Source organism: Archangium sp., from assembly GCF_045802675.1.
GTDB lineage: Bacteria > Myxococcota > Myxococcia > Myxococcales > Myxococcaceae > Archangium.
The window spans coordinates 66,518-89,188 of record NZ_JBJMQO010000118.1; the positions used below are offsets into that span (position 1 = coordinate 66,518).

Annotated in this window: 22 protein-coding genes; 14 read left to right on the plus strand and 8 right to left on the minus strand. The window is 70.2% G+C overall.

Annotated features, from left to right (window positions below):
• Positions 1-21: 21 nt before the first annotated feature.
• Genes ACJ8AN_RS32915 through ACJ8AN_RS32925 form a run of 3 tightly spaced genes read left to right on the plus strand, consistent with a single transcriptional unit; the run spans position 22 to position 4,927 of the window.
• A complete protein-coding gene (locus tag ACJ8AN_RS32915; RefSeq protein ID WP_407759508.1) occupies positions 22-2,559 on the plus strand; it encodes a DUF2309 domain-containing protein in 2,538 nt (845 codons plus the stop codon).
• Positions 2,556-3,854, plus strand: coding sequence for a proton-conducting transporter membrane subunit (locus ACJ8AN_RS32920; RefSeq protein ID WP_407759509.1), 1,299 nt, complete (start codon positions 2,556-2,558; stop codon positions 3,852-3,854). The genes ACJ8AN_RS32915 and ACJ8AN_RS32920 overlap by 4 nt, the downstream gene beginning before the upstream one ends.
• Entirely contained in the window at positions 3,854-4,927 is a 1,074-nt protein-coding gene (locus ACJ8AN_RS32925; protein ID WP_407759510.1) for a proton-conducting transporter membrane subunit, read from the plus strand. The genes ACJ8AN_RS32920 and ACJ8AN_RS32925 overlap by 1 nt, the downstream gene beginning before the upstream one ends.
• A 13-nt stretch (positions 4,928-4,940) precedes the next feature.
• Here the strand turns inward: ACJ8AN_RS32925 and ACJ8AN_RS32930 are convergent, their stop codons facing one another.
• The gene (locus ACJ8AN_RS32930; protein ID WP_407759511.1) at positions 4,941-5,315 is read right to left on the minus strand and encodes a VOC family protein; all 375 of its coding nucleotides are present in this window, start codon (positions 5,313-5,315) and stop codon (positions 4,941-4,943) included.
• 54 nt (positions 5,316-5,369) lie between these two features.
• Positions 5,370-5,630, minus strand: coding sequence for a hypothetical protein (locus ACJ8AN_RS32935; protein WP_407759512.1), 261 nt, complete (start codon positions 5,628-5,630; stop codon positions 5,370-5,372).
• Positions 5,631-5,894: 264 nt separating this feature from the next.
• On the opposite strand from ACJ8AN_RS32935, the gene ACJ8AN_RS32940 reads away from it, so the two are divergent.
• From ACJ8AN_RS32940 to ACJ8AN_RS32975, 8 genes are all read left to right on the plus strand, one after another.
• On the plus strand, positions 5,895-6,422 hold the full coding sequence (locus tag ACJ8AN_RS32940; protein ID WP_407759513.1) for a hypothetical protein: 528 nt from the start codon (positions 5,895-5,897) through the stop codon (positions 6,420-6,422).
• Between the two features lie 90 nt (positions 6,423-6,512).
• The gene (locus ACJ8AN_RS32945; RefSeq protein ID WP_407759514.1) at positions 6,513-7,580 is read left to right on the plus strand and encodes a hypothetical protein; all 1,068 of its coding nucleotides are present in this window, start codon (positions 6,513-6,515) and stop codon (positions 7,578-7,580) included.
• Positions 7,581-7,717: 137 nt separating this feature from the next.
• Complete coding sequence (locus ACJ8AN_RS32950; RefSeq protein WP_407759515.1) at positions 7,718-8,833, plus strand: isopenicillin N synthase family dioxygenase; 1,116 nt, start codon at positions 7,718-7,720, stop codon at positions 8,831-8,833.
• A 42-nt stretch (positions 8,834-8,875) separates the two neighbouring features.
• Positions 8,876-10,057, plus strand: a complete 1,182-nt coding sequence (locus ACJ8AN_RS32955) for a BMP family protein (RefSeq protein WP_407759516.1) — start codon at positions 8,876-8,878, stop codon at positions 10,055-10,057.
• 104 nt (positions 10,058-10,161) lie between these two features.
• Entirely contained in the window at positions 10,162-10,560 is a 399-nt protein-coding gene (locus ACJ8AN_RS32960) for a nuclear transport factor 2 family protein (protein ID WP_407759517.1), read from the plus strand.
• 82 nt (positions 10,561-10,642) lie between these two features.
• Complete coding sequence (locus tag ACJ8AN_RS32965) at positions 10,643-11,647, plus strand: ABC transporter ATP-binding protein (RefSeq protein ID WP_407759518.1); 1,005 nt, start codon at positions 10,643-10,645, stop codon at positions 11,645-11,647.
• Entirely contained in the window at positions 11,644-12,384 is a 741-nt protein-coding gene (locus ACJ8AN_RS32970) for a hypothetical protein (protein WP_407759519.1), read from the plus strand. Before ACJ8AN_RS32965 ends, ACJ8AN_RS32970 begins: the two co-directional genes overlap by 4 nt.
• Positions 12,371-12,901 (plus strand): thioredoxin family protein, encoded by a 531-nt coding sequence (locus ACJ8AN_RS32975; protein WP_407759520.1) that lies wholly within the window; start codon positions 12,371-12,373, stop codon positions 12,899-12,901. Before ACJ8AN_RS32970 ends, ACJ8AN_RS32975 begins: the two co-directional genes overlap by 14 nt.
• Here ACJ8AN_RS32975 and ACJ8AN_RS32980 read toward each other — a convergent pair.
• Both ACJ8AN_RS32980 and ACJ8AN_RS32985 read right to left on the minus strand, forming a co-directional pair.
• Positions 12,879-13,808, minus strand: coding sequence for a fatty acid desaturase family protein (locus ACJ8AN_RS32980; protein WP_407759521.1), 930 nt, complete (start codon positions 13,806-13,808; stop codon positions 12,879-12,881). The two genes, ACJ8AN_RS32975 and ACJ8AN_RS32980, sit on opposite strands and share 23 nt — an antisense overlap.
• Positions 13,805-14,464 carry a phosphatase PAP2 family protein gene (locus tag ACJ8AN_RS32985; protein ID WP_407759522.1) on the minus strand — a complete coding sequence of 220 codons (660 nt, stop codon included), beginning with the start codon at positions 14,462-14,464 and terminating at the stop codon, positions 13,805-13,807. The genes ACJ8AN_RS32980 and ACJ8AN_RS32985 overlap by 4 nt, the downstream gene beginning before the upstream one ends.
• A 161-nt stretch (positions 14,465-14,625) precedes the next feature.
• Between ACJ8AN_RS32985 and ACJ8AN_RS32990 the strand changes: the two genes are divergently transcribed.
• A complete protein-coding gene (locus ACJ8AN_RS32990) occupies positions 14,626-15,471 on the plus strand; it encodes a hypothetical protein (protein WP_407759523.1) in 846 nt (281 codons plus the stop codon).
• A gap of 70 nt (positions 15,472-15,541) precedes the next feature.
• Here the strand turns inward: ACJ8AN_RS32990 and ACJ8AN_RS32995 are convergent, their stop codons facing one another.
• The 3 genes from ACJ8AN_RS32995 to ACJ8AN_RS33005 form a co-directional block, all read right to left on the minus strand.
• Positions 15,542-15,745 (minus strand): YbdD/YjiX family protein, encoded by a 204-nt coding sequence (locus tag ACJ8AN_RS32995; protein ID WP_407759524.1) that lies wholly within the window; start codon positions 15,743-15,745, stop codon positions 15,542-15,544.
• Between the two features lies 1 nt (position 15,746).
• On the minus strand, positions 15,747-17,810 hold the full coding sequence (locus tag ACJ8AN_RS33000; RefSeq protein ID WP_407759525.1) for a carbon starvation CstA family protein: 2,064 nt from the start codon (positions 17,808-17,810) through the stop codon (positions 15,747-15,749).
• A 106-nt stretch (positions 17,811-17,916) separates the two neighbouring features.
• A complete protein-coding gene (locus ACJ8AN_RS33005; protein WP_407759526.1) occupies positions 17,917-19,167 on the minus strand; it encodes a type IV pilus twitching motility protein PilT in 1,251 nt (416 codons plus the stop codon).
• 152 nt (positions 19,168-19,319) lie between these two features.
• Here ACJ8AN_RS33005 and ACJ8AN_RS33010 point away from each other — a divergent pair, with 152 nt between their 5' ends.
• Positions 19,320-20,549, plus strand: coding sequence for an alpha/beta hydrolase-fold protein (locus ACJ8AN_RS33010; RefSeq protein ID WP_407759527.1), 1,230 nt, complete (start codon positions 19,320-19,322; stop codon positions 20,547-20,549).
• 10 nt (positions 20,550-20,559) lie between these two features.
• On the opposite strand, the gene ACJ8AN_RS33015 is transcribed toward ACJ8AN_RS33010, so the two are convergent.
• A complete protein-coding gene (locus ACJ8AN_RS33015; protein ID WP_407759528.1) occupies positions 20,560-22,221 on the minus strand; it encodes a glycosyltransferase in 1,662 nt (553 codons plus the stop codon).
• A gap of 256 nt (positions 22,222-22,477) precedes the next feature.
• Between ACJ8AN_RS33015 and ACJ8AN_RS33020 the strand changes: the two genes are divergently transcribed.
• On the plus strand, positions 22,478-22,671 hold a 194-nt coding region (locus ACJ8AN_RS33020; RefSeq protein WP_407759529.1), incomplete at its 3' end, for a mersacidin/lichenicidin family type 2 lantibiotic.

Here is a 22,671-nt window from a genome sequence, read left to right on the forward strand (position 1 = left end):
CTTGAAAGGCAACTGACATCGATGGAGACCCCCACACTCGTGGACGGGTGGCTCACCGAGTGCCGCCCGAAGCTGCCCATCCAGAATCCGCTCTGGGCCTATATCCACAACAACATCCTGATGAACCTGGAGGACCGGCCCTTCGGTGAGGCCGTGCGCGAGGCCGCCGCGCTCTACCGCGCCCGGCCCTACGAGACGGAGGCCTTCTACCGCCAGGAGCTCGAGCGCGGCCGAATCCGGCGCGACTGCCTCGACGCGGTGCTCGCCACGGCCCTCCCCCGCAGTGGCAAGGGCCGGGTGGACCGCTTCCTCTCCGATTCGTCGGTGGGCAATGACGTCGCGCCCGTCACCCTGCTGCGGCTCGCCCCGCGCCTGGATGCCGAGCACCACGCGTCCTACGACCGCCTGTTGCAGGACTTCCTCGTCCCCCTCGCCGCCTCGTCGCTCGACCAGGGCATGGCGGCGTGGTCCAACCCCTTCCGCGAGGGCTCGCTCTGGGGCTTCTTCGTGGCGAGCGTGCATTCCTCTCCGGCCTGGGGCTTCGATTGGGCGGGCATGCTGAAGCAGCGGCTCGAGGAGCATGAGCGGGCCGGCCGGAGTGTGGACGAGGTCATCGCGGCCGAGGTGCGCGAAGCGGCCCCGGCGAACCGTGAGGCCGCCTACTGCCTGGAGACGCTCTTCGCGCTCAAGGGCTGGTCCGGGATGATCATGCGGCTCGAGGCCGAGCCGTCCCTCGCCCCCGTGGAGGCGCCCCGCGCGACCCTGAAGGACTGGCTCGCGGTGATGCTCGTCTCCACGCACGCGCTCGACGCGCACCTGCTGGAGCGCGCGGGCCGCACCCGGCAGGAACTGCGCGCCCGCCTCGCCCATGCTCCCGAGACGGTGGGCCTGGGACGGCTGCACCTGTGGCAGGAGGCCTATGAGCGCTCCTTCGCGGGCGAGTTCCTCGCGCACCTCGAGCGCGGAATGCGCCCCGAGGCACGCGAGCCCGAGCGCCCCCCCCGGCAATTCCAGGCCCTGACATGCATGGATGACCGAGAGGAGTCCTTCCGGCGCGCGCTCGAGTCCGAGGCCTGCGGCGTGGAGAGCTGGGGCGTGCTGGGCTTCTTCGGCGTGGACATGCGCTTCGAGGCGGTGGGAGCGGCCCGTGCGACGCGCCAGTGCCCGCCCGTCATCGAGCCCTCGCGCACCATCAAGGAAGTGCCCCTCAACGGCGAGGCCGAGCGGCTGGAGCGCGTGCGCCGCGCGGGCCGTGCCGAGGGCAAGGCACAGCTCTCCGGCTTCTATCACTCGCGCACGCTCGTCCTGGGCTTCTTCGTCTCGCTCGCGCTGGGGCTGCTGAGCTTCCTGCCGCTGGTGATGAAGGTGCTCATGCCCAGCCGGATGACGCGCTGGCGCCGCGCCGTCCAGAAGCGCGCCTTCCCCCACCCGCGCACCCGCATCGCGCTGGACGCGGAGGGCGGCTATTCGTTGGACGAACAGGCCGGCATCGTCGAGAGCCTCCTGCGCACCGCGGGCCTCACGCGCGGCTTCGCCCCCGTGGTGGCCTGCATCAGCCACGGCTCGACGAATACCAACAACCCGTTCCGCCAGGCGTACGGCTGCGGCGCGTGCTCCGGCAACCCGGGGGCGCCCAATGCCCGGGCCTTCGCCCTCATGGCCAACCGCCCCGAGGTGCGGGAGCGGCTCGCCGCGCGCGGGCTCGTCCTGCCCGCCACCACGCTCTTCGTCCCCTGCCACCACGACACCGCCATCGATACCGTCGAGGTGCTCGATCGCGAGTTGCTCCCGGTGGAGCGTCTGGCCGAGGTGGTGGAGCTGCAGTCGCGGCTGGGGCGCGCGGCCCGGATGAATGCCTTGGAGCGCTGCCAGCGCTTCGGCCAGGCGCCCCGGCATGGCGGCGAGGAGGCGGCGGCCCAGCACGTGCTCGACCGCGGCCATGATCTCGCCCAGCCCCGGCCCGAGTACGGCCACAACCGCATCGCCGCCTGCATCGTGGGCCGCCGGAGCCTCACCGAGCGCACGCCGCTCGACCGCCGCGCCTTCCTCGTGTCCTACGATCCGACGCAGGACAGCGGGGGAGCGCAGCTGCGCGCGGCCGTGCTCGGCACGGTGCCCGTCGCGGTGAACATCGCCATGGACTACTACTTCTCCCGCGTGGATTGCGACGGGTTCGGCGCGGGTTCCAAGCTGCCGCTCAATGTCGTGTCGCTGCTCGGTGTCATCACCGGCTCCAAGAGCGACCTGCGCATCGGCATGGGCCGGCAGATGGTCGAGCTGCACGAGCCCATGCGCCACCTCGTGCTCGTCGAGGCCGGGCGGAAGGAGCTGCTCGAGCTCGTCGAGGGGAACCCGCGCATGCGCCGCATGGTGCACGGCGAGTGGATGAAGCTCGGGCGCGTGGACCCGGTGTCGCGCGCCATCGAACTGTGGACCGAGGCGGGCTTCGTGCCCTGGCGCCAGCTGTGGCCCGAGTTCCGTGAAGCCGGTGACAGCACCCCCGCGCTCCCGGCGGTGCTCGACCCCCGGCACGACCGCCGCATCGAGGTGTACGCATGACCCTGAAGTTCCTCACCCTCCTCACCCTCGCCTGGGCCGCGCTGGCACCCGCCCTCCTCGGACTGGCCGTGCTGTCCGGGCGGCGCGTGTCCGAGCGCCTCATGCAGGGGCTCGCCTCCGCCCACTCCATGGGGCTGCTCGCCTCCGCCGCCGCGCTCGGCATCGCGTTCCTCGTGCAGCCCGAGCGCCTGGTGGAAGTTTCGACGGCGCCGCTGCTCGTCACGCACGGCTATGAGTGGCGGGCGGTGCTGCTCGTGGACCGGCTCTCCGTCACGTACCTCGTGCTGGTGGCGCTCATCTACCCCGTCATCGTGCGCTTCTCCCTGCCCTCGTTCCACCGCGAGGAGGGCGCCCGGCGTTACTGGTTCCTCGTCACGCTGCTGGCGTTCGCGCTCACCGCGGTGTCGCTCGCGGGCAACATCGACGTGCTCTACCTGGGCTGGGAGCTGGTGGGCATCTGCTCGGTGATGCTCATCTCGTTCTTCCGCCGCAACCCGCGCAGCGCGCAGAACAGTCTGCGCGCGCTCGTCTACTACCGCATCTGCGACCTGGGCATCCTCGGCGCCGCCATGTGGCTGCACCACGCCTTCCCCACCTCCGCGTTCTCGCACTTCGCCGAGGACACGGTGGTGCCCACCGCGGTGGGCGTGGCGCTCGCGCTGCTGTTCGGCACCCTGGCCAAGTCCGCGCAATTGCCCATGTCCCCCTGGCTGCACCGCGCCATGGAGGGCCCCTCCACCTCCAGCGCCATCTTCTACGGCGCCCTCTCCGTGCACCTCGGGCCCCTGCTCCTCATGCGCACCAGCGCCCTGTGGATGCCCCTCACCCCCGTGCGCGTGCTGATGGCCTGGATTGGCCTCACCACCGCCGTGTACGCGGGGCTCGTCGGGCGCACGCGGCCGGATGCCAAGACATCGCTCGCGTACGCCACCATGGCGCAGCTCGGCCTCATGTACGTGGAGATCGCCGCGGGCCTGCACACGCTCGCGCTCGTGCACCTGTGCGCGCACGCGGGCCTGCGGACGTGGCAGTTCCTGCGCTCCTCCTCGCTCATCCAGGACTTCCAGGACAACCCCCTGGTGGGCACCGACGTGCGCCTGCGGCACCAGACCCAGGGGGACAGGATGCTGCCCTCCCGGTGGCGCGGCTCGCTGTACCTCGCCGCCTCGCGCTTCTTCTGGCTCGACGGTCTGCAGTGGCGCTTCGTCGCCCGGCCCTTCCTTGGACTCTTCTCGCGGCTCGCCGCTTTCGAGGACCGGCTGCTCGGGGATGACCCCGTCCAGCGGAACAACTGATGGTCGACACGTACCTCAATCTCCATGCCGGCTCCGAGCCGGCGGTGCTGCCCTCGCGCCCCGTCGGGGGGTGGTCGCGCTGGTCCATGCTCGCCGGAGGCCTCGCCGCGGTGGGCATCTGGGTGGCGCCCTCGCGCCCGCTCTTCGTGCTCTCGTGGGCCGCGCTGTTCGTCTGGGTCTGCGTGCGCGCGGGCGTGAGGGGACGCGGCAGGGCCGCCCGCCTGCCCGTGCTGCCCATGCTCGCGGGAGCGGTGACCACGGGGCTCGCCCTGTGGAGCACGCCGTCCTGGCCGTTCGCCGCGCTCGGCATCGCCGTGGCCGGAGGCATCATCCCGTTCCACCTGTGGCTCGAGGACCTGCGCCGCAGGCTTCCGCGCCAGGAGTTCCTGCTGCTCCTGCTGTGTCAGCCGGGCCTGGTGTGGCTGCACCGCTTCGTCGAGGCCAACCCCACCGTCTTCCACGGTGCCGTCGGCGACGCGCTCCTGCTGCTCTTCGTGGCGAGCGCCCTCCTCCAGTCCGGCCTCGGCCTGGTGCGAAAGGATCCATCGCGCGCGCTCACCGCCATCACGCTCTCGCAGTCCCGGCTGCTGCTCGCGGGAGCCTTCGCCGGGCAGGTGGGCTGGGGCGCGGCTCAAACGCTGCTCATCGCGATGGCCGCCGGGAGCCTCGTCCTCCTGACCATCGCCGGCCAGCTGAAGGACGTGTACGGCGTGGAGCGGCTCGCCCCGGACAATGGGCTCGCGGACGTCGCTCCCGACTTCCACCGGCTCTTCGTCGTGATGGGCTGGCTCTTCGTCGGTCTCCCCGGAGGCCTCGCCTTCTTCGCCGAGGACCTGCTCTTCCACGCGCTCCTCGAGCACTCGTTCGCGGCGACCGCCGGATTCCTGTTCGCCACCGGGCTCAACGCGATTGTCTTCTACCGCGTGTACATGGGCCTCTTCTGCGGGCCCACCCGGCCCGAGCTGCGCAACGCGCCCGTCCCCACCGCGTCCCGCCGCCGGCTCGTGGTGCTCCTCACCGTGGTCACCGCGCTCATCATCCTCGGAGGCGTCGCGCCCGCGTTGTTCGTGTAGACACCCTTCAGGCTCAGCCGCAGCGGGGCGAGCGGTCCACGGACTGCTGGAACTCGAGGCGGTTGCCCGCGGGGTCCCTGACGAAGAAGCGTTCGATGCCCGGAAGAGGAGAGCCCTCCTCGATGCGGACCCGGGCCTCCTCGAAGCGCTCGCGCATCACGGCGAGGTCCCGGACCTCGAAGGCCACGTGCCGCTTCGAGTCGGCGTTGCATGGCTCCGGCTCGTAGGACACGTGGAGCTCCAGGGCTCCCAAGCGGAACCAGGCGCCGGGACGCTGCCGCCCCTCCGCCCGTTCGATCTCCTCGAGCCCCAACACCTCCGAGTAGAACCGGCGCGCGGCCTCCACATCGTCCACGGCCAGATTCACGTGCGTGATGTGCCTGAGCATCCCGGACGCGTACCACAACCCCCCAGCCCCCGGACACTCCTCCGGGGTCCCCCGCTACGAGACCTGGCTGGCCTGGGCGTGCGCCGCGTTGTCCACGATGGTGCCCGCTCCCTTGGCGTGGGCACAGTGGGCGCAGCAGTAGAACGTGTCGTTGGCCTCGATGCCGTGGCCCAGAATCTTGCAGCCACAGGTGTCGCAGATGGGGGCCAGCTTGTGGATGGCACACTCGAAACAGTCGAAGGTGTGCGTGACTCCCGCGGTGACGACCTGGAAGGCCAGAGAGTAATCATTGCCACAGACTTCACACCGGGCCATGGGCTCCTCCTCGAGGGCATGCGGAACGTTCGGCTCCCGAGGTGAAGGTGGGTCCGCGCTCCCACGGGTGCCAGTCTCGCGGGGCCCCCCTACCCTTCGTCCTGGACTGCACGGCGCGGACGATGCGCGTCACGCATTCCCCTGCCCTGGCGTCCGACCTGTCGCGCTCTGCTGCCGCCCGGTCCGGCGCTCCCTTCCCCGCCACTCCACTTCCGGATGGGCCTTCCCCGCCCGATTCCTCTCCAGCGAACGAGGGGGGTTTTCATGTCCAGGAAGAACCGGCGGCTGTGCTGGAGTGTGCTCGCGCTCGGCGCGTCTCTGTATGGCTTCGCATGCGGTCCCACGGTCGAGCCCAAGGAGGTCTCCTCCGAGCTGCGGCCCGGGGGCCAGTTCTGCGGAGGCTTCGCCGGCATTCCGTGCCCCGAGGGCCTCGTCTGCGTCGATGACCCGCGGGACGACTGCGATCCGGCGCAGGGAGGCGCCGACTGCGGTGGCATCTGCCGCCAGGGGAAGGAGCACAGGTGCACGGGCAGCGAGCCCGGCCTGGACTACGCCTCGCATGATCCCTCGCAGTGCCCCACGCTGCCCTTCACCTGTCCCAAGGACAACACCCCCTTCAACAACGGGTGCGGGTGCGGCTGCCAGGGGGGCAACGCCTGCAAGTACGACGATCCGGACCGCACCTACTTCTCCACGGATCCCGCCGAGTGCGCGGTCATCCGCTTCCTCTGCATCCAGGGCACGGTGCCGTTCAGCGACAAGTGCGGCTGCGGCTGCGAGAAGGCACCATGAGCCCTCCCGAGCCGGAGCCTCCAGGGCTCAGGGGAACCCGGGGCCCGGGTGCAGCCGGGCGGGCCGAGGCCTGTGAGACAATGGGGCATCGTGAAGACACTCCGCCCCACCCTGCTCGCCTCGCTCCTGCTCGTGCCCACGGCCCCGGCCCTCGCCCAGACCGAGCCCCCCGCCTCCACTGCGGCCGCGGCTCCCGCGCTCCCCGTGACCGAGGCCACCCTCTCGTTGCTCGAGCCCTCGGGCGACGGCTGCGAGTGGGCGCAGTTCGATCCGCTCTCCTCGACGCGCCGGATCATCGTGAAGCTCGCGGTGGACTGTCAGGGTGCGGCGACGGCGCTGAGCCGGGATGCCAAGCGGGGCGTGGCTCGGTTCTGGCGCGGCGGCGTCAGTCAACCCGTGGTCGGCAAGCCCACGTTCCCCGAGAAGTTCCCCTCGCCCGCGTTCCGCGACCGCTTGTTCCTCGTGGACCTGACCACGGGCGCCTCCCAGGAAATCCCCCTGCCCCCCTCGGGCGAGCTCATCGAGTTCGGCTTCGATGCCGGAGGCCGGCTGCTCGGGCTCAGCATCCAGAAGCCCACGCCCGAGCAGGAGCGGGCGGGAGGGGTAGAGGTCGACGGACAGCGAATCACGTTCGACATCGGGGCCCGGGGGCACCCGCTGCTCGCCCACGCCTTCGCCTGGCAGGAGGGCGCGTGGACGCGGCTGGACGTGAAGGCGGCCAACGAGACCTCCGGCACCAGCGTCCTCGCGGTCCGCAAGGAGCTCGGTGAGCGGTCCAGCCGCTTGTTGGATCCACGCATCTCCGCCCAGGAAATCGAGAACGACGCGGTGCTCGACCAGTTGTATGCCTTCACCCCGGAGCAGCCCGATGGCGAGTGGGTCCAGCTCGAGCGCGGTGGCTACACGCTGGCGCTCTGGGGCACGCCCTTCGGCGACGGGCTGCTGGCCACCGGCCTGATGCGGCGCGTGGAGAAGGGAAAGGCGCTCGCCCTCCCCGGCTTCAGCTACCGCGCGAACGACCTGGTCAGCCTCCAGTCCCGAGGGCCCTTCCTGCTCGTCTCGCTCGCCGACTCCGGCGGCCATCCGCGCATGTACCGGGGGAAGAAGCTCGTCTGGAGCTCGGAGGGGGCGCGGGCGGTGACGTTCTGGCCGAAGTAGGCCGGGGAGCCGGACGTCCCCCCGGTGGATCAGAAGCAGGCAGGCGGGTTCCGGGGGCGGCTCCGGGGCGCAGGCGGAGCCTCTCCACTGCGAGCGTATTCCTCTGGGAGGCGAGGCGCGATACACCTGGGGCCGCCATGGCAGAGACCCCGATGAACATCCCCACCGTCGACCTGACGGACCTCGCGTCCAACGACCCCGCCCGCCTCGAGCGCGGCGCGGCGGCCCTCCGGGAGGCCTTTGGCGTCTTCGGGCTCGTGTATGTGAAGAACCACGGCGTCGATGCCCAGGCCCTCGAGCGCTTCTACGACGCGTTCCGTACGTTCATCTCCTGGCCGGCCGAGGCCAAGCGCCCCTATGGCCGTAGGGACATCTGGTACCAGCGCGGCTGGACGCCTCCGAACACCGAGGTGGCCGTCGCGGGCAACGGGCAGCCGGACTTCAAGGAGTGCTACTTCGCCGCGCCCTACCCGTCCGACGAGAGCTCCAAGCTCGAGTTCCCTCAAATCTACCCCGAGAACGTCTGGCCCCCGGACGCGCCGCCGTACTTCCAGGAGGGTCTGCTCTCGCTCGGCCGCTCGCTGCACGAAGCGGGGCTCCAGCTGCTGCGGGGCTCGGCGCTGGCGCTCGGGCTGGCGGAGACGGCCTTCACGGACATGTGCCAGCGGGCGCCCCACGTCACGCGCTCCCTCCAGTACCTGCCGCTCGGCCCCTCCCAGGTGAACACGGGCATCCTCTGGGGCGAGGAGCACACGGACTTCAACCTCCTCACGCTGCTGCCCGGTGGCCGGTTCCTGGATCCGAAGGGACAGCCCACCCGCGGCGGGCCGGATGACAAGAGCGGCCTCTACCTGCGCACGCGCGCGACGCCCGAGGACCCCAAGGGCCGCATGGTACGCGGCACCGCGCCCGCGGGCTGCATCGTCGCGCAGGTGGGCCAACAGCTGGAGATCCTCACGGGCGGCACGTTCCTCGCGACGCCGCACGTCATCACCGCGCCCGGCGTGCCCGGCTGGCAGCGTCAGTCCGCCGCCCACTTCATGCACGTGCACACCAGCACCGTGCTCTTCCCGCTCGCGAAGTTCCGCACCCCCGAGGCCATCCAGAACTACGCGCCGCCGGTGCTCGCGGGCACCTACGACATCAAGACGCTGGTGGACATCGGCCTGGCGCCCTCGAGCGCGCTCGACCAGCTCGGCTACCGCCACTACGACCGGCTCAACCGCATGCGCGCGGGAGGCTCGGAGGCGTAGCGCCCGGCGGCTGTCGCGGCGGAGCCGTGCTAGGACGGGGCCATGAGCCCCAGAGCCCTGCTCGCCCTGTTCCTCGCCCTGTCCCTGCTGCCGGCCTGCAAGCGCGCGAAGGAGGAGACGCCCGCCGCGCCCGCGGCCCGGAAGACGAAGGTGGGGTTGGTGCTGGGGCTTGGAGGGCGTGGAGACCAGTCCTTCAATGACTCGGCGCTGCGCGGGCTGGAGGTATGGGCCTCGGGCGTGAAGTACGAGCAGGGCGCGTACAAGGACGTCTCCCCCGAGGAGCGTCAGGCCTCCCTCCAGGAGTCGCTCGGGGACGACATGGCCCGGCGCAACCTCCAGGTGACGCCGCTGGGTATCACCCCGGTGGTCCTCCAGAGCCGCGTGGCCGAGGACTACGAGCCCAACCTGCAGTTGCTGGTGGACCAGGGCGTGGCGCTGTCGCTGGGCGTGGGCTTCATGCTGGAGAACGCGGTGGAGGCGGCGGCGAAGCGCAACCCGCGGATGCACTTCCTCCTGGTGGACAGCCCGCTGCTGTCGGCCGAGGGCACGCCGTACTCGCTGCCCAACGTGCGCACCGTCGTCTTCCGCGAGGAGGAGGGCTGCTACCTGGTGGGCGCGCTGGCCGGGCTGGTGACGAAGACGGGCAAGGTGGGCTTCGTGGGCGGCATGGAGATTCCGCTCGTGAAGCGCTACGAGGCCGGCTTCCGCGCGGGCGTGGCCGCCACCAACCCAAAGGCCACCGTGGTGGCCAACTACACGGGCAGCTTCACGAATTTCGCGCTCGGCAAGCAGGTGGGGCAGGACCTGCTGACGAAGGGCTCGGACATCCTCTTCGCCGCCGCGGGTGTGGACGGCCTGGGCGCCATCCAGGCGGTGAAGGAAGCGCACGACGAGGGCAGACCCGTCTACGTCATCGGCGTGGACTCGGACCCGTCGCACCTGGCGCCCAAGGCCGTGCTGTCGGCGGTGGTGAAGCGCGTGGACCTGGTGGTGTACGAGGCCATCCGCGATCAGGTGCAGGGCCACTTCCAGGGAGGCAACCTGTCGCTGGGCCTGAAAGAGGGCGGCATCACCTACGCCCCGGTGCGCCTCGACGTCCCCGGCAAGGAGCAGGCGCTGCGCACGCTGGAGGAGCTCAAGGCGAAGATCATCTCCGGCGCCATCCAGGTGCCCACCCACCCGGATCAGCTCGAGCCGGCCAAGGCGGGCATCGGCAAACCCTGAACCCGGGCCACCCGGGGACCCTCTGGGCTCGGTTTCCCGCAACGGGTCCGATGGTCGTACCAGTTGCGGAATCGAGTGGGTTGTACATCTGACGGGAGAACCCCATGTCCACGACGAACCTCGACACCGCGCGCCGCTACCTCCGGGCGATCGAAGACGGAGCCACCGGAGAGGCGCTGGCCGCCTTCTTCCACCCCGAGGTGACGCAACGGGAATACCCCAACCGGCTCGTCCCCACCGGAGCGACGAGGGACCTGCGGGCGCTGCTCGAGGGGGCGGAGCGCGGCCAGCAGGTGTTGGCCGGCCAGCGCTACGAGGTGCGGCACGTGGTGGAGCAGGGAGACACCGTGGCCCTCGAGGTCGACTGGAGCGGCACGCTCAAGGTGCCCGTGGGGAAGCTGCCCGCGGGGGGAACGATGCGCGCCGCGTTCGCGGTGTTCCTCATCTTCCGCGATGGCCGCATCCTCTCGCAGCACAACTATGACTGCTTCGAACCTTTCTAGCGTCGTGGCCCTGCCGGGCCGCGGGGTGAATGCCCTCGGGCGCTCCTGCTAGGCTGGGCGCTCCTCCGAGAGCCCGCCGCCCATGTCCACCGCTCGAATGCAGCAGCCCGACACGCCCGCTGCCGCCCCGGTCTCGCCCTCCCCCGCCCCGGCCTCGCCCGGTATCGAGGTGCGGGGCGTCAGCAAGTCCTACCGCCGGGGCCAGCGCGTATTGTCGGACGTGAACCTCCACATCCGCGCCGGAGAGAGCTTCGGCATCATCGGCCCCAACGGCGCCGGGAAGACGACGCTCTTCGGGTGCATGCTCGGCCTGCTGTGGCCGGACTCGGGCTCGGTGAGCGTCGCGGGCCTGCCGCCGGACCACCTCGAGGTGCGCCGCCTCACCGGCTACCTCCCCGAGCGCCTCACCTTCGAGCCGAGCCTCAGCGCACGGCAATTCCTCGCCTACCACCACGCCCTCGCCGAGCGGCCCCGTCCACAGCGCGCCCAGGAGGTGGAGGCCCTCCTCACCCAGGTGGGGCTGGACAGGGCCGTGTGGGACCGGGACACGCGCAAGTTCTCCCGAGGCATGGTGCAGCGGCTCGGCCTGGCCCAGGCGCTCGTCGGGCAGCCGCGCTTCCTCTTCCTCGACGAGCCCACGCTCGGCCTCGACCCCGAGGGCGTGCTGCACCTGCGCGCCCAGCTGCGGGAGATCAAGGCCCGGGGCGTCACCCTCATCATCAACTCGCATGACCTGGCGCAGCTCGAGCGCGTGTGCGACCGGGTGGCCTTCTTCCGCGCCGGCCGCGTGGAGGCCATCGAGGACCTGGGCTCGCCCACCGCCACCGTCACCCGCCATGTGCTCGTGGTGCGCTGGGCCGGTGCCAATCCCCTGTCCGCCGAGCAGCTCGCCGCCGTGGCCACCGAGGCGGGCGTCACGCTGATGGATAACGCGGAGGACGCGCTGCGCTTCTCCGTGGAGGACGACTGGGGCGCCTCGCGCCTGCTGGGGGCCCTGCTGAAGGCGGGACTCCCCGTGGCCAGCGCCTCGCGCGAGGAGGGACGGCTGGAGCGCTTCTTCCAGCGGAACGGAGCCCGGACACCATGATGCTGGCCTTCTACCAATCCCGCGTCCGGCAGAGCTTCCACCGGCTGCTCACGCTCGCGCTGCCCCTGGCCTATATCTTCGCGCGGCTGGCCATGGACATGTCGATGTTGCTGTACACGAAGTTCCAGGCGCCTGTCTTCCTGGTGCCCCCCGGGGAGATGTTCGTCATCCCCTTGTTCCTGGGACTCGCCTCCATCGGCCGGGACGCCTCGGAGGGAAACCTGCCCCTGGTGCTCACCCGGCCCATCCGCCGCTCCACCTACGTGCTCAGCCATTGGGCGGCCCTGGGCAGCGTGGCCTCCTTCTGGAGTCTGCTCCACCTGCTGGCACAGTGGGTGCTGGTGCAGATGTCCTCGCGCCAGCCGCCGGGGGTCTTCGAGCTCATGGACAACGCGCTCGGCCGGGTGTCGTTGTGCTTCGGCATGGCCGCCGCGCTGGTGTGCTTCGCCGCGCGGCTGCCCGCCTACGGCAACGTCGTCCTCTGGGGCGTGCTGTATTGGCTGGCGGACCGGGTGCTCCCCGGGCTCGGCCAGGACGACGCCATCCGCCAGTTCACCTTCACGGTGCGCCAGTACCTCACCGGCCTGCTCATGCCCGAGCTGGATATGCGCAGGACGTTCGCCGCCACGCCCATCTCCTGGTTCCGGCTCTTCACCTACGTCTCCAACCTCTCGCTGCTCCTGCTGCTGGCCATCCACGTCTTCAACCGGCGCGAGGTGTCCTATGCGTCCCGCTGAGTCCGGCTCCACCCGCGCGCTGCCCCGCTGGTTGGTGGTGGCCGTGCCGCTGCTGCTCGGCGCCCGCGTGGCCAGCGGCTTCTACGAGAAGGCCCACCCCTCCATCCCCTCGGGCCTCGTGGCCTGGGTTCCCCTGGAGCAGGCCGAGGCGCTCTCCCGCGAGCGCAACCTCCCCATCCTCTACGACTTCTCCGCCGACTGGTGCATGCCCTGCCAGATGCTGGACCGAGACGTGTTCAACGAGGACAAGGCGGCCCGCTACATCAACGCGAGCTACATCCCCGTGCGCGTGACGGATCGCACCAACGAGGACGGCGAGAACGTCCCCGCCGTGAAGGCACTCATCGAGAAGTACAAGGTCCTCGGCTTCCCCGCCGTCATCACCGTGTCGCCGGACGGGCGCAACGTGCGCCAGAAGCGCGGCTACGACGGCTACACGGACACGATGCACTTCCTCCGGCTCCCCACGCCCTCCGGCAGGCGCGCACCTCCGCTCAGCCGTCCCGGTTCGCGGTGAGGAGAGGGACGGGCTCGGGCGCGAGGGGCTCGGTGGGCCGCGGGCCGCGCCAGAAGCGGAGGAACGCCGTCAGGTAGCCCGGGCGCTCGCGCGTGGGGTCGTTGTAGCGAGGCAGGTACAGCCACGGCACGCGCGGGTGCTGGTGGTGCGCCAGGTGCCAGTTGAAGTGCAGCAGGAGCACCTCGTACGCGCGGGCGGCCCTCAGGTTGTGCGCCCCGTCCAACACGTGCCGGGGACTCGCCGCGTGGGTGACGTACTGCTGCGCGGACCAGTTCAACCCGAAGAGCGCGTAGAGCAGCAGGTAGCGCCCGGGCGACAGCCCCAGCCCCGCCACCAGCGCCCCGTGCAGCAGCAGCACGCCCACGCCCTCGAGCCGGATGCGGCCGAAGAAGCCCTCGGGAATCCCGTTCACCATCGCCACCATGGAGGGGTCCTTCAGCACCTGCGCGCGCAGCAGGCGGGGCCACACGAGCATGGACACGAGCGCCAGGGGCACGGCGAGCCAGAAGCCTCCCGTGTAGAGGAAGTAGAAGTAGCTCCGCTTCCACGCGAGGTTGTCCGAGGGGTAGTACAGGTCGAACATCTCCGCGTCGCTGCGGTTGCGCCGGTGGTGCCCGAGGTGGCACGCGCGCAGGAAGGTGAAGGGCCCCGGGAAGAAGGCGGCCAGCAGCACACCGAAGGACTCATTCACCCAGGGCGTGGCGTGGAAGACGCGGTGCTCGGCCTCGTGCAGCAGCGAGTACAGGGGCAGGAAGAGGAACGAGAACACCACCCCGAGCCCCAGCAGCGTCCACGTGCCCTCGGCCCGGGATGCGAGCCATTGCAGGCCCACGCCTCCGGAGACGAGGCCCAGCGCGAGGGCCACGTTGAGCGTCCCGGGCGGGGGCGGAGGAGAGGACTCGCTCACGGCCGCGCCTCCTCCACCGAGGGCCCCGCGGCCACGGGTGCCAGGGCTTGCCCGGTGCGGCGGAACATCCACGCATGGATGACCCAGGCCACGGCGAAGCCTCCGAGTACGTCCACGAGGTAGTGCTGCTTCACCGTCAGTGTGGACAGCGAGATGAGCGCCGCCCAGAGCATCCACAGCGCGCCGCCCCGGTGGTGCCGCAGGCGCAGCGCGCCGAGCAGGGTGGTGGCCACGTGGATGCTCGGAAAGGTATTGCCCGCGTTGTCCGAGGCGTGCATCTGGCGGAACTGCTCGCGCCAGAAGCCCGGGGGAATGCTCTCCAGGGGGGGCCTCGGGTAGTGCGCGGTGAATAGAAAGAACCCCAGGTAACAGACGGCGTTGGCCAGCAGCACCGCGGCGAGCATCCGTAAGTATTCCCTCGCATCCAGCAGCCACGCGGCCCCGAGCAGCAGGGCGAAGAAGCTCGAATAGATGGCGTACGTCCACGGCAGGAAGGGAATGGCCACGTCCAGCGGCGTGAGGAAGTCGAAGCGCGGCGGCAGGGTGTCGTTGAGCCAGAAGTACGGTTGAAACGTGACGGCGATGGCCACCCCCGTCGTGAGCAGTCTCCCGGCGAAGTGCCCGTTGAGCCGGTACAGCCACGCAATCCCTCGCACGGCACGCCTCCCTCGCGGCTCCACACCCACCATGGGAGCGAGCGCCCTGCCCCTCCTACCTTCCGTCTCACACACTTTTCAGCGAGTGTCTTGTCGGGGCGCGTTGACTCCTATACACACGTTTTCCGTTTTTCCCGCACATTTCCAGGAACATCACAGACATGTCGACTTTCGCTTCGCTTCGTTCCGCCGTCCTCGGCGCGATGCTCGCGCTGGGCTTCTGCACGCTCTCCACGCCCGCTCACGCCGCCACCTCGGAGGCGTGCCTCAATGGGGCGTTCTCCGTCATCCTGCCCAACGGCCAGGTGCTGTCGGGACAGAACGGCTTCAAGGTGTCCCGCTCGGTGCTGCCCACCAACAGCCTGGTGCGGGTGCGCGGCCGCTACATCGAGTTCGACCTGAACGTGTCCACGTTCGCGGTCTACAACTACACGCTGACGGGCGCGGCCAACCCCCTGGACCTGACGGGCGGGGTGCGCACGGTGCTCTTCACGCGCAAGGAGCCGAGCCTGAATGGGAAGACGGTGGACGCGGGTGACTTCGAGGTGTCGCTCTCCGCGCCCTCCCTGGAGCTCCGCCGCCAGGGCTCCTCGCTCAAGATGAAGATCCAGGCCAAGGACTGCGCCCAGGGCGGCGTCTTCCAGATGGAGCCGGAGACCAACGACGGCTCGCCCATCGTCTTCACGCACACGGTGGCCTCGCCGGACCTCTACTATTTCGTCAACCCGTACACCGGGAAGGTGAACTTCGGGAACTCGTCCATCATCCGCGGCAAGGACAGCCCGCAGGTGGCCACGCGCGTCCTCCAGAGCGAGTTCGAGACGGTGTGGAGCGTCGCCTCGGGTGGCCGCATGGGCGGAGTGCTCGGTGAGGACGCGGTGGAGCTGTCCGCCGGGGCCTCGGCGTGCGTGCAGGACTGCCAGGCGCAGAACCGCATCCACGGTACCGTGCCGGTGACGGACCCCATCTACAGCGAGGGCGGCAGCGAGAGCGAGACGGGGGGCTGAGTCCCCACCCGGGGCACCGTCGCCACCGTACGGCGAGCGATGGTGCACGGGGGTTCGAGCAGCGGGAGGCTCAGCAGCAGCGACCGCCGCCCCCGCGGTAGCGCGCCCGCATGCGCTCGTTGAAGAAGTCCTCGTAGCTCATCACCGCCCGCTCCGGGTGGTGGCGGCGCAGGTGCTCGACGTAGGTGTCGTAGTCGGGCACGCCGATGAGCAGGCGGGCCGTCTGCACCGCCCGCCGCCAGAACCGCTTCAGCGCGTCGGCCGAGGCGCTCATGTCACGGGCTCGCGGTGGCCACGGGGACATGGGGCGTCTCCTGTGCCGTGGGGGCCGCCGAGCGGCGCGCCGCCAGCGCGGCCCGGATGCCGAACGCCACCGTCGTCACCACCAGCAGCATGAAGAGGACGGTGAGGGAGGCATCCACGTAGTCATTGGTGACGACCCGCTGCATGTCCTCCACGGTCTTCGCGGGCGCCATCACCCGGCCCTCGGCGGCGGCCTCGGAGAACTTCCGCGCGTGGGCGAGGAAGCTCACCTTGACGTCCCCGCCGAACGCCTTCTGCCAGCCCGCCGTCAGCGTGCAGCACACCAGCCACACCGTGGGGATCGCCGGAATCCACAGGTAGCGCTCGCGCTTCATCTTCACGAGCACCACGCACGCCAGCGTCAGCGCGATGGCCGCCAGCATCTGGTTGGCGATGCCGAACAGCGGCCACAGCGTGTTGATGCCGCCCAGCGGATCCACCACGCCCTGGTAGAGGAAGTAGCCCCAGCCCGCCACGCAGATGGCCGTGGCGATGAGGTTGGCGCCCCAGGACTCGGTCTTCTTCAGCGGCGCGTACACCAGGCCCGCCAGCTCCTGAATCATGAAGCGGCCCACGCGCGTGCCCGCGTCCACCGTGGTGAGGATGAACAGCGCCTCGAAGAGGATGGCGTAGTGGTACCAGAAGGCCATCATCCCCTCGCCTCCCACGAGCCCGTGGAGGATCTGCGCCATGCCCACCGCCAGGGTCGGCGCGCCACCGGCTCGCGACAGGATGGACGCCTCGCCAATCTCCCGGGCCGTCTGGCTGAGGACCTCGGGGGTGACGACGAAGCCCCACTGGCTGATGGTCTGCGCCGCCTGCTCGACGGTGGTGCCGATGAGCCCCGGCGGCGAGTTCATCGCGAAGTACACGCCCGGCTGCAGCACCGTGGCCGCGATGAGCGCCATGATGGCGACGAAGGACTCCATGAGCATCGCGCCGTAGCCCACCATGAGCGCCTCGCGCTCGTTGGCCAGCATCTTCGGGGTGGTGCCCGAGGAGATCAGCGAGTGCCAACCGGACACCGCTCCGCACGCGATGGTGATGAACAGGAACGGGAAGAGGTTGCCGGAGAACACCGGGCCGGAGCCGTCGACGAACCGGGTTACCGCCGGCATCTTCAGCTCGGGAGCGGCGAGGATGATGCCCACCGCGAGCACCAGGATGGTGCCGATCTTCAAGAAGGTGGACAGGTAGTCGCGCGGCGCCAGCAGCAGCCACACGGGCAGCACCGAGGCACAGAAGCCATAGGCGATCAGCATCCAGGCCAGCGCCTTGCTGTCATGGGTGAACAGCGGCGCCAGGGAGGGCATGTCGGCGACCTTGCCGCCCAGCCAGATGGACAGCATGAGCAGCACGAAGCCGACGACGGACACCTCGAGCACCCGGCCCGGGCGGACATAGCGCAGGTACAAGCCCATCAGCAGGGCGATGGGAATGGTCATGGCCACGGTGAAGGTGCCCCAGGGGCTGCCCGTCAGCGCCTTGACCACCACGAGCGCCAGCACCGCGAGGATGATCATCATGATCATCAGCACGCCGATCATCGCCACCACGCCCGCGGCCGAGCCCATCTCCATGCGCACCATGTCGCCCAGGGACTTGCCGTCGCGGCGGATGGACAGGAAGAGGATGATGAAGTCCTGCACCGCGCCGCCGAGCACCACGCCGAACAGAATCCACATGGTGCCCGGCAGGTAGCCCATCTGCGCGGCGAGCACCGGGCCCACCAGGGGACCCGCGCCCGCGATGGCCGCGAAGTGGTGGCCGAACAGCACCCACTTGTCCGTGGGCACGTAGTCCAGGCCGTCGTTGCGGAGCTGCGCGGGCGTGGCGCGGGTCGCGTCGAGCCTCAAGGCCCGCTCGGCGATGAACCGGCCGTAGAAGCGGTAACCGAGGAGATAGACGGACACGGACGCCACCACCAGCCAGGTGGCGTTGATCGTCTCGCCCCGGTGCAGGGCCACCGTGCCCAGGCAGAACGCCCCGACAATGGCGAGCAGTGCCCACCCCAGTTTGCGCAACACGTTGTCCACGAACCCCTCCACTCGGGCTGATGCCGCAACGTTCGCCTCGGGACGGGGCCGGGTCAATCTCCGAGCACGCGCCCCTGTCCTCCAGGGAGAGCCCGTGGGCACTGGCTCAATCCTTCTTGGACCTGGGTCCCCCGTGCTCGAGCTGACGGAGGATGTCCGAGAGGTCGTCCTGCTCCTCCTGGATGACGAAGACGCCCTCCTCTACCGGCGGCGGAGGAGCACCCGGCACGGGCTCCGGCTCGAGGCGCTTCGCCGGCTTGGGCGGGGGCGGTTTCGGAAGGGGCTCGGGCCTGGCTGGAGGAGCAGCACGGAGCCTCGGAACAGACGCGGGCGGGAGCTCGGCGGGCGCCTCCTCCGGAGTGGAAGGCAGGTGCCAGTCCGTCTTCCGGGCCAGCCACTCCGCATAGCGGGTGAACGTCCACGAGCCATCCGCCGCGCCCGTCTCGATGGCCGAGGGCAGCTTGTAGAAGAACCCCTGGCGGATGAGGCTCTTCACCCCGGTGCTGGCCATGAGCACCTCGAGCTCGGGCACGCGGATGCCGAGCTCCTGCCGGTAGCGCAACCGCTGGCACACCACCCCCACGAGGCAGTCCGCGAGCTGCGCGCTCACCGCGCCCTGAATCTCCGGGGGAAAGGCGGACACCACACGCTGGAGCGCCTCGGCGGTGCTCGACGAGTGCACCGTCGCGAACACCAGGTGCCCCGTCTCCGCCGCGTTCAGCGTCAGCCGCATCACCTCCGGCTCGCGCAGCTCCCCCACCATGAGCACGTCCGGATCCTCCCGCAGCGCGTCCACCAGCGCCTGCGAGAACGAGGGCGTGTCCCGGCCCACCTCGCGCTGGCGGATGAAGGACTGGCGCGGCACCAGCGCGTACTCGATGGGGCTCTCCACCGTGATGATGTGGCGGGCCTCGGAGAGGTTGATCTCCTGCAGCAGCGCCGCGAGCGTGGACGTCTTGCCCATGCCGGTGGGGCCACTCACCAGCACGAGCCCGTGGGCCGGCTCGATGAGACGGCGCAGGTCGGGGTGGAGGTTGAGCTTCTTGAGCGTGGCCTGCGCGGACGCCAGCAAGCGGATGGCGAAGCCCACCCCGCGCGCGCTGCGCAGGATGTTGATGCGGCAGCGCTGGCCCTCCACCGTGCGCGAGAGATCGTAGGAGCAGCGCGTGAGGAACTCGGGCCAGCCCTCGTCGCCGATGATCTCCCGCGCCATCGAGGTGAGCGCCGGAGCGGGGAGGGCTTCGCCCACGAGCCGCAGCGCGCCACGTATCCGGAGCGCCAGGGGCATGTCTCCCTCGAGATGGATGTCGCTCGCGCCCTGCTCTCGGGCGAGCCGGATGAAGGCTTCGAGTCCCACGCGTGTCCCCTCCTGCTTCGCTTCTACCGGAGCAACCGGCATGCCGCGCTTCCGCCCCCCGGGCTCGCGTGGAGCGGAGAACACACGGACGCGCCGGAATGTCCGGGACGCGCACCTGCCCGGAGACACTTTGTCCGCGCTATCCTCGGGGGATGAACCAGCGACACGACTCGCGTCTCGCCCTCCTCCTCTGGCTCTCGTTGGGCGCCTGGATTTGTGGCAATGCCCAGGCCCAGGCCCAGGCGACCCAGGTTACCTTCGAGGTGACGGTGCCTCCCGGGACGCCCGCCGACGCGGAGCTCTGGCTCTCCGGCAACCACGCCGCCCTGGGCAACTGGAACGGCGCGGGGGTGAAGCTCACGCGCTCACCCGAGGGGCACTACACCGCCAGCGTCCCGCTGCCCGCGGGCACCTCGCTCGAATACAAGGTGACGCGCGGTGCCTGGGGGACCGTGGAGAAGGACGCCGAGGGCCGCGAGCTTCCCAACCGCACCCTGCGCGTGGGCGGCAAGCCGGAGCGCATCTCCGTCCCGGTGGCCCGCTGGGCGGATTCGCCGGGGGCGCCTCCGCCTCCCGCGCCCTCCACCGTCACCGGCAACGTCCGCTATCTGCGCGACGTGGCCTCGCGCTACCTGCCCCGCAAGCGCGACATCATCGTCTGGCTGCCGCCCGACTACGACGCCAACGCGAAGCGCCGCTACCCGGTGCTCTACATGCACGACGGGCAGAACCTCATGGACGCCGCCACCTCGTTCTCCGGCGAGTGGCACGTGGACGAGACGGCCTCGCAGCTCGTGCGCTCCGGCGAGGTGGAGCCCCTCATCATCGTCGGCGTCTACAACACCGAGGACCGCTTCGCCGAGTACACGCCCGTGCGCGACAACGGCGAGTACGCGCAGCTCGGCGGCGGCAGCGCGGACGCCTATGGGCGCTTCCTCGTCGAGGAGCTCAAGCCGCTCGTCGACAAGACGTTCCGCACCCGCACCGATGCGCCGAGCACCGGGCTCGTGGGCTCGTCGCTGGGTGGCCTGGTGACGATGCACCTGGGGCTCACCCGCTCGGACACGTTCCGGCGCCTGGGAGTCATGTCGCCCTCCGTCTTCTGGGCCCACCGGGACATCGTCAGCCGCGTGAAGGCGCTGAAGAAGAAGCCCGCCTCGCGCATCTGGGTGGACATCGGCACCGGCGAGTCCCATGGCAGCCAGGAGACCGTGGAGGACGCCGCGCTGCTGCGCGACGCGCTGGTGGCCAAGGGCTGGGTGCCCGGCAAGGACCTGCGCTACCTGGAGGTGCCCGGCGCCGTGCACAACGAGGGCGCCTGGGCCGATCGCTTCGACGACGTCCTGCGCTTCCTCTACCCCGCCGCGCCCTCCAGGCCCTGAGCCATGAGAGTCACGAAACCTGGGCGCGGGGAGCGCGCTCCACCTCCAGGAGCCCGTGCTTGAGCAGCCACAGCACATGACGCACGAAGTGGGTGCGGCTCGCCCCCCAGCTGGCGCGCGTGTCCTGCTCGAGCGCCGCGACCGGCGCCGAGGCCCCGGCGTGGGCACGCACCGCGTTCAGCAGCGTCACGATGTGCTCCGGGTCGGCCGCCGGCGGCTGGCCGAAGAGGGGAACGAACTGGTGCTGGGTCAGCAGGCGCTCGCCCGCGGCCGTGAGCTTCAGCCGCGTGGAGGGCGCGAGCTGCTCGGCCGCGTAGTTGCCGACCACGCTGTAGATCTTCTCCGAGAGCACGTGCATCCGTGACGGCGGCGCCGCACGGGCCATGTCGATGAGCTCCTGCCAGAGCGCCTCGTAGCGCTGGATGACGCCCTTCCAGGAGAACTCCTGGCGGGCCCGCTGCCGGGAGGCCTCGCTCATGCGGGCGCGCAGCTCGGGGCTGTCGATGAGCGCCTGGAGCGACCGCCTCATCTCGGCCATGTCCGTGACGATCGACTGCGCCGTCCAGAGGTCGCGGTGGGCCGAGCCCGCCACCAGCCCATGCAGGATGAGCTCGTCATCGCAGTCCGCCCACAAGGTGGGCACGAGGAAGCCCGTCTGCCCATTCACCACCGTGTCCCGCAGCCCATCCCAGTCCGACACCACCTGGGGTACCCCGCTCGCCATCGCCTCCAGCGGCGTGAGCCCGAACCCCTCGGAGATCGAGTCGTTCATGGAGACGAAGATGTCCGCCGCCCCATGCACCAGGTGCCGCCGCGCCGGCTCGATGCCGCCCAACCACTGGATGTGCTCGGCCACCCCCAGCGTCTTGGCATGCGCCTGCAGCAGCGTGTTGTAGGGCTGTGAATCGATGGGCCCCGCGATGACGAGGCGCAGCTCACGCCCGGGATTGCTCTCACGCAGCTCACGGAACACCCCGAGCAGCGGCAACAGGTCCCCCTTGCTGAAGGGGGACACGCGGCAGATGCTCAGCAGGACGAAGGCGTCTCGCGGAATGCCCAGGGCGGCGCGCGCCTCCTCCCGAGGCACCGAGCCGAAGCGCTCCGAGTCCACGGCCCACTGGATGACATCCAGGCGGCCCCGGTAGCGCAGCTTCGGCGCGCCCGGGCCCGCGGCCCGGGCCACATCCTCGGAGGCCTCCTCGAGCACCCGCTCGAATGAGCGCTTCATGCCGTGGGAGATGCAGATCAGCGAATCGAAGGGCTGGATTCCTCCGAGCAGCAGCGGGAACGTCAACGCGCGCATGGCCAGTTGCAGCACCAGCCCGTGGTTGACGAACGTGAGGGGAAACGCCGGTCCCTGGCAATGGCCTCGCACGGCGAGGGCCCGGTCCACCAGGCTCGAGAGATCGTGAAGGACATCGAAGCTGGGCCGCTCCGGCTGGCGCACCAGGTCGAGGATGTCGAGCAGGCGCGTGCGCTTGACCGGGCTCTCCCCTCCGAGCGCGGGAGCGTTCTGCGCCCGGGACGCCAGCAGCAACAGCTCCCCCGAGCGGCCATGGCGCGCGAGCGCCTGGAGGAACTCGGCATTGACGATGTGAAAGCCAGACTGGCTCTCGGAGGACAGGTGCTGGCGAGGTTCGAAGGGCAGTGCGATGCGCAGGGGGCTTTCCATGGGGCGGGCTCCGATCCGGGGCACCGCATCCAAGCACACTCCCCTCACGGGAACGCCGCGGGCCGCGTGGCACCGGTGAGGCAGCCTGGGGCTCCGCCCTCCATGGCTCACCGCGGCAAGTGTGGCCGAGCCGCTACCGCCCGGGTGTAGCTTGACGGTCCGATTAGAAGGTGTATAACTGTTTTCAGTTGGTTCCGGCTTGTTCCCGAAAACAGCCGGTTCCCACATTCACCGTTTAACCGAGAGGAGTCCCCCCATGAGCAACATCGATGTGGTCCGCGCTTGGAAGGATGAGCAGTACCGCATGAGCCTGAGCGAGACGGAGCGCGCCAGCCTCCCGATGAACCCGGCCGGTATGGTGGAGCTGACCGACGCGGACCTCGAGGGCGTGGCCGGTGGATCTACCGACATCTCCGTCGCCCGGACGTCCTGCTGCACCTACTCCACGTC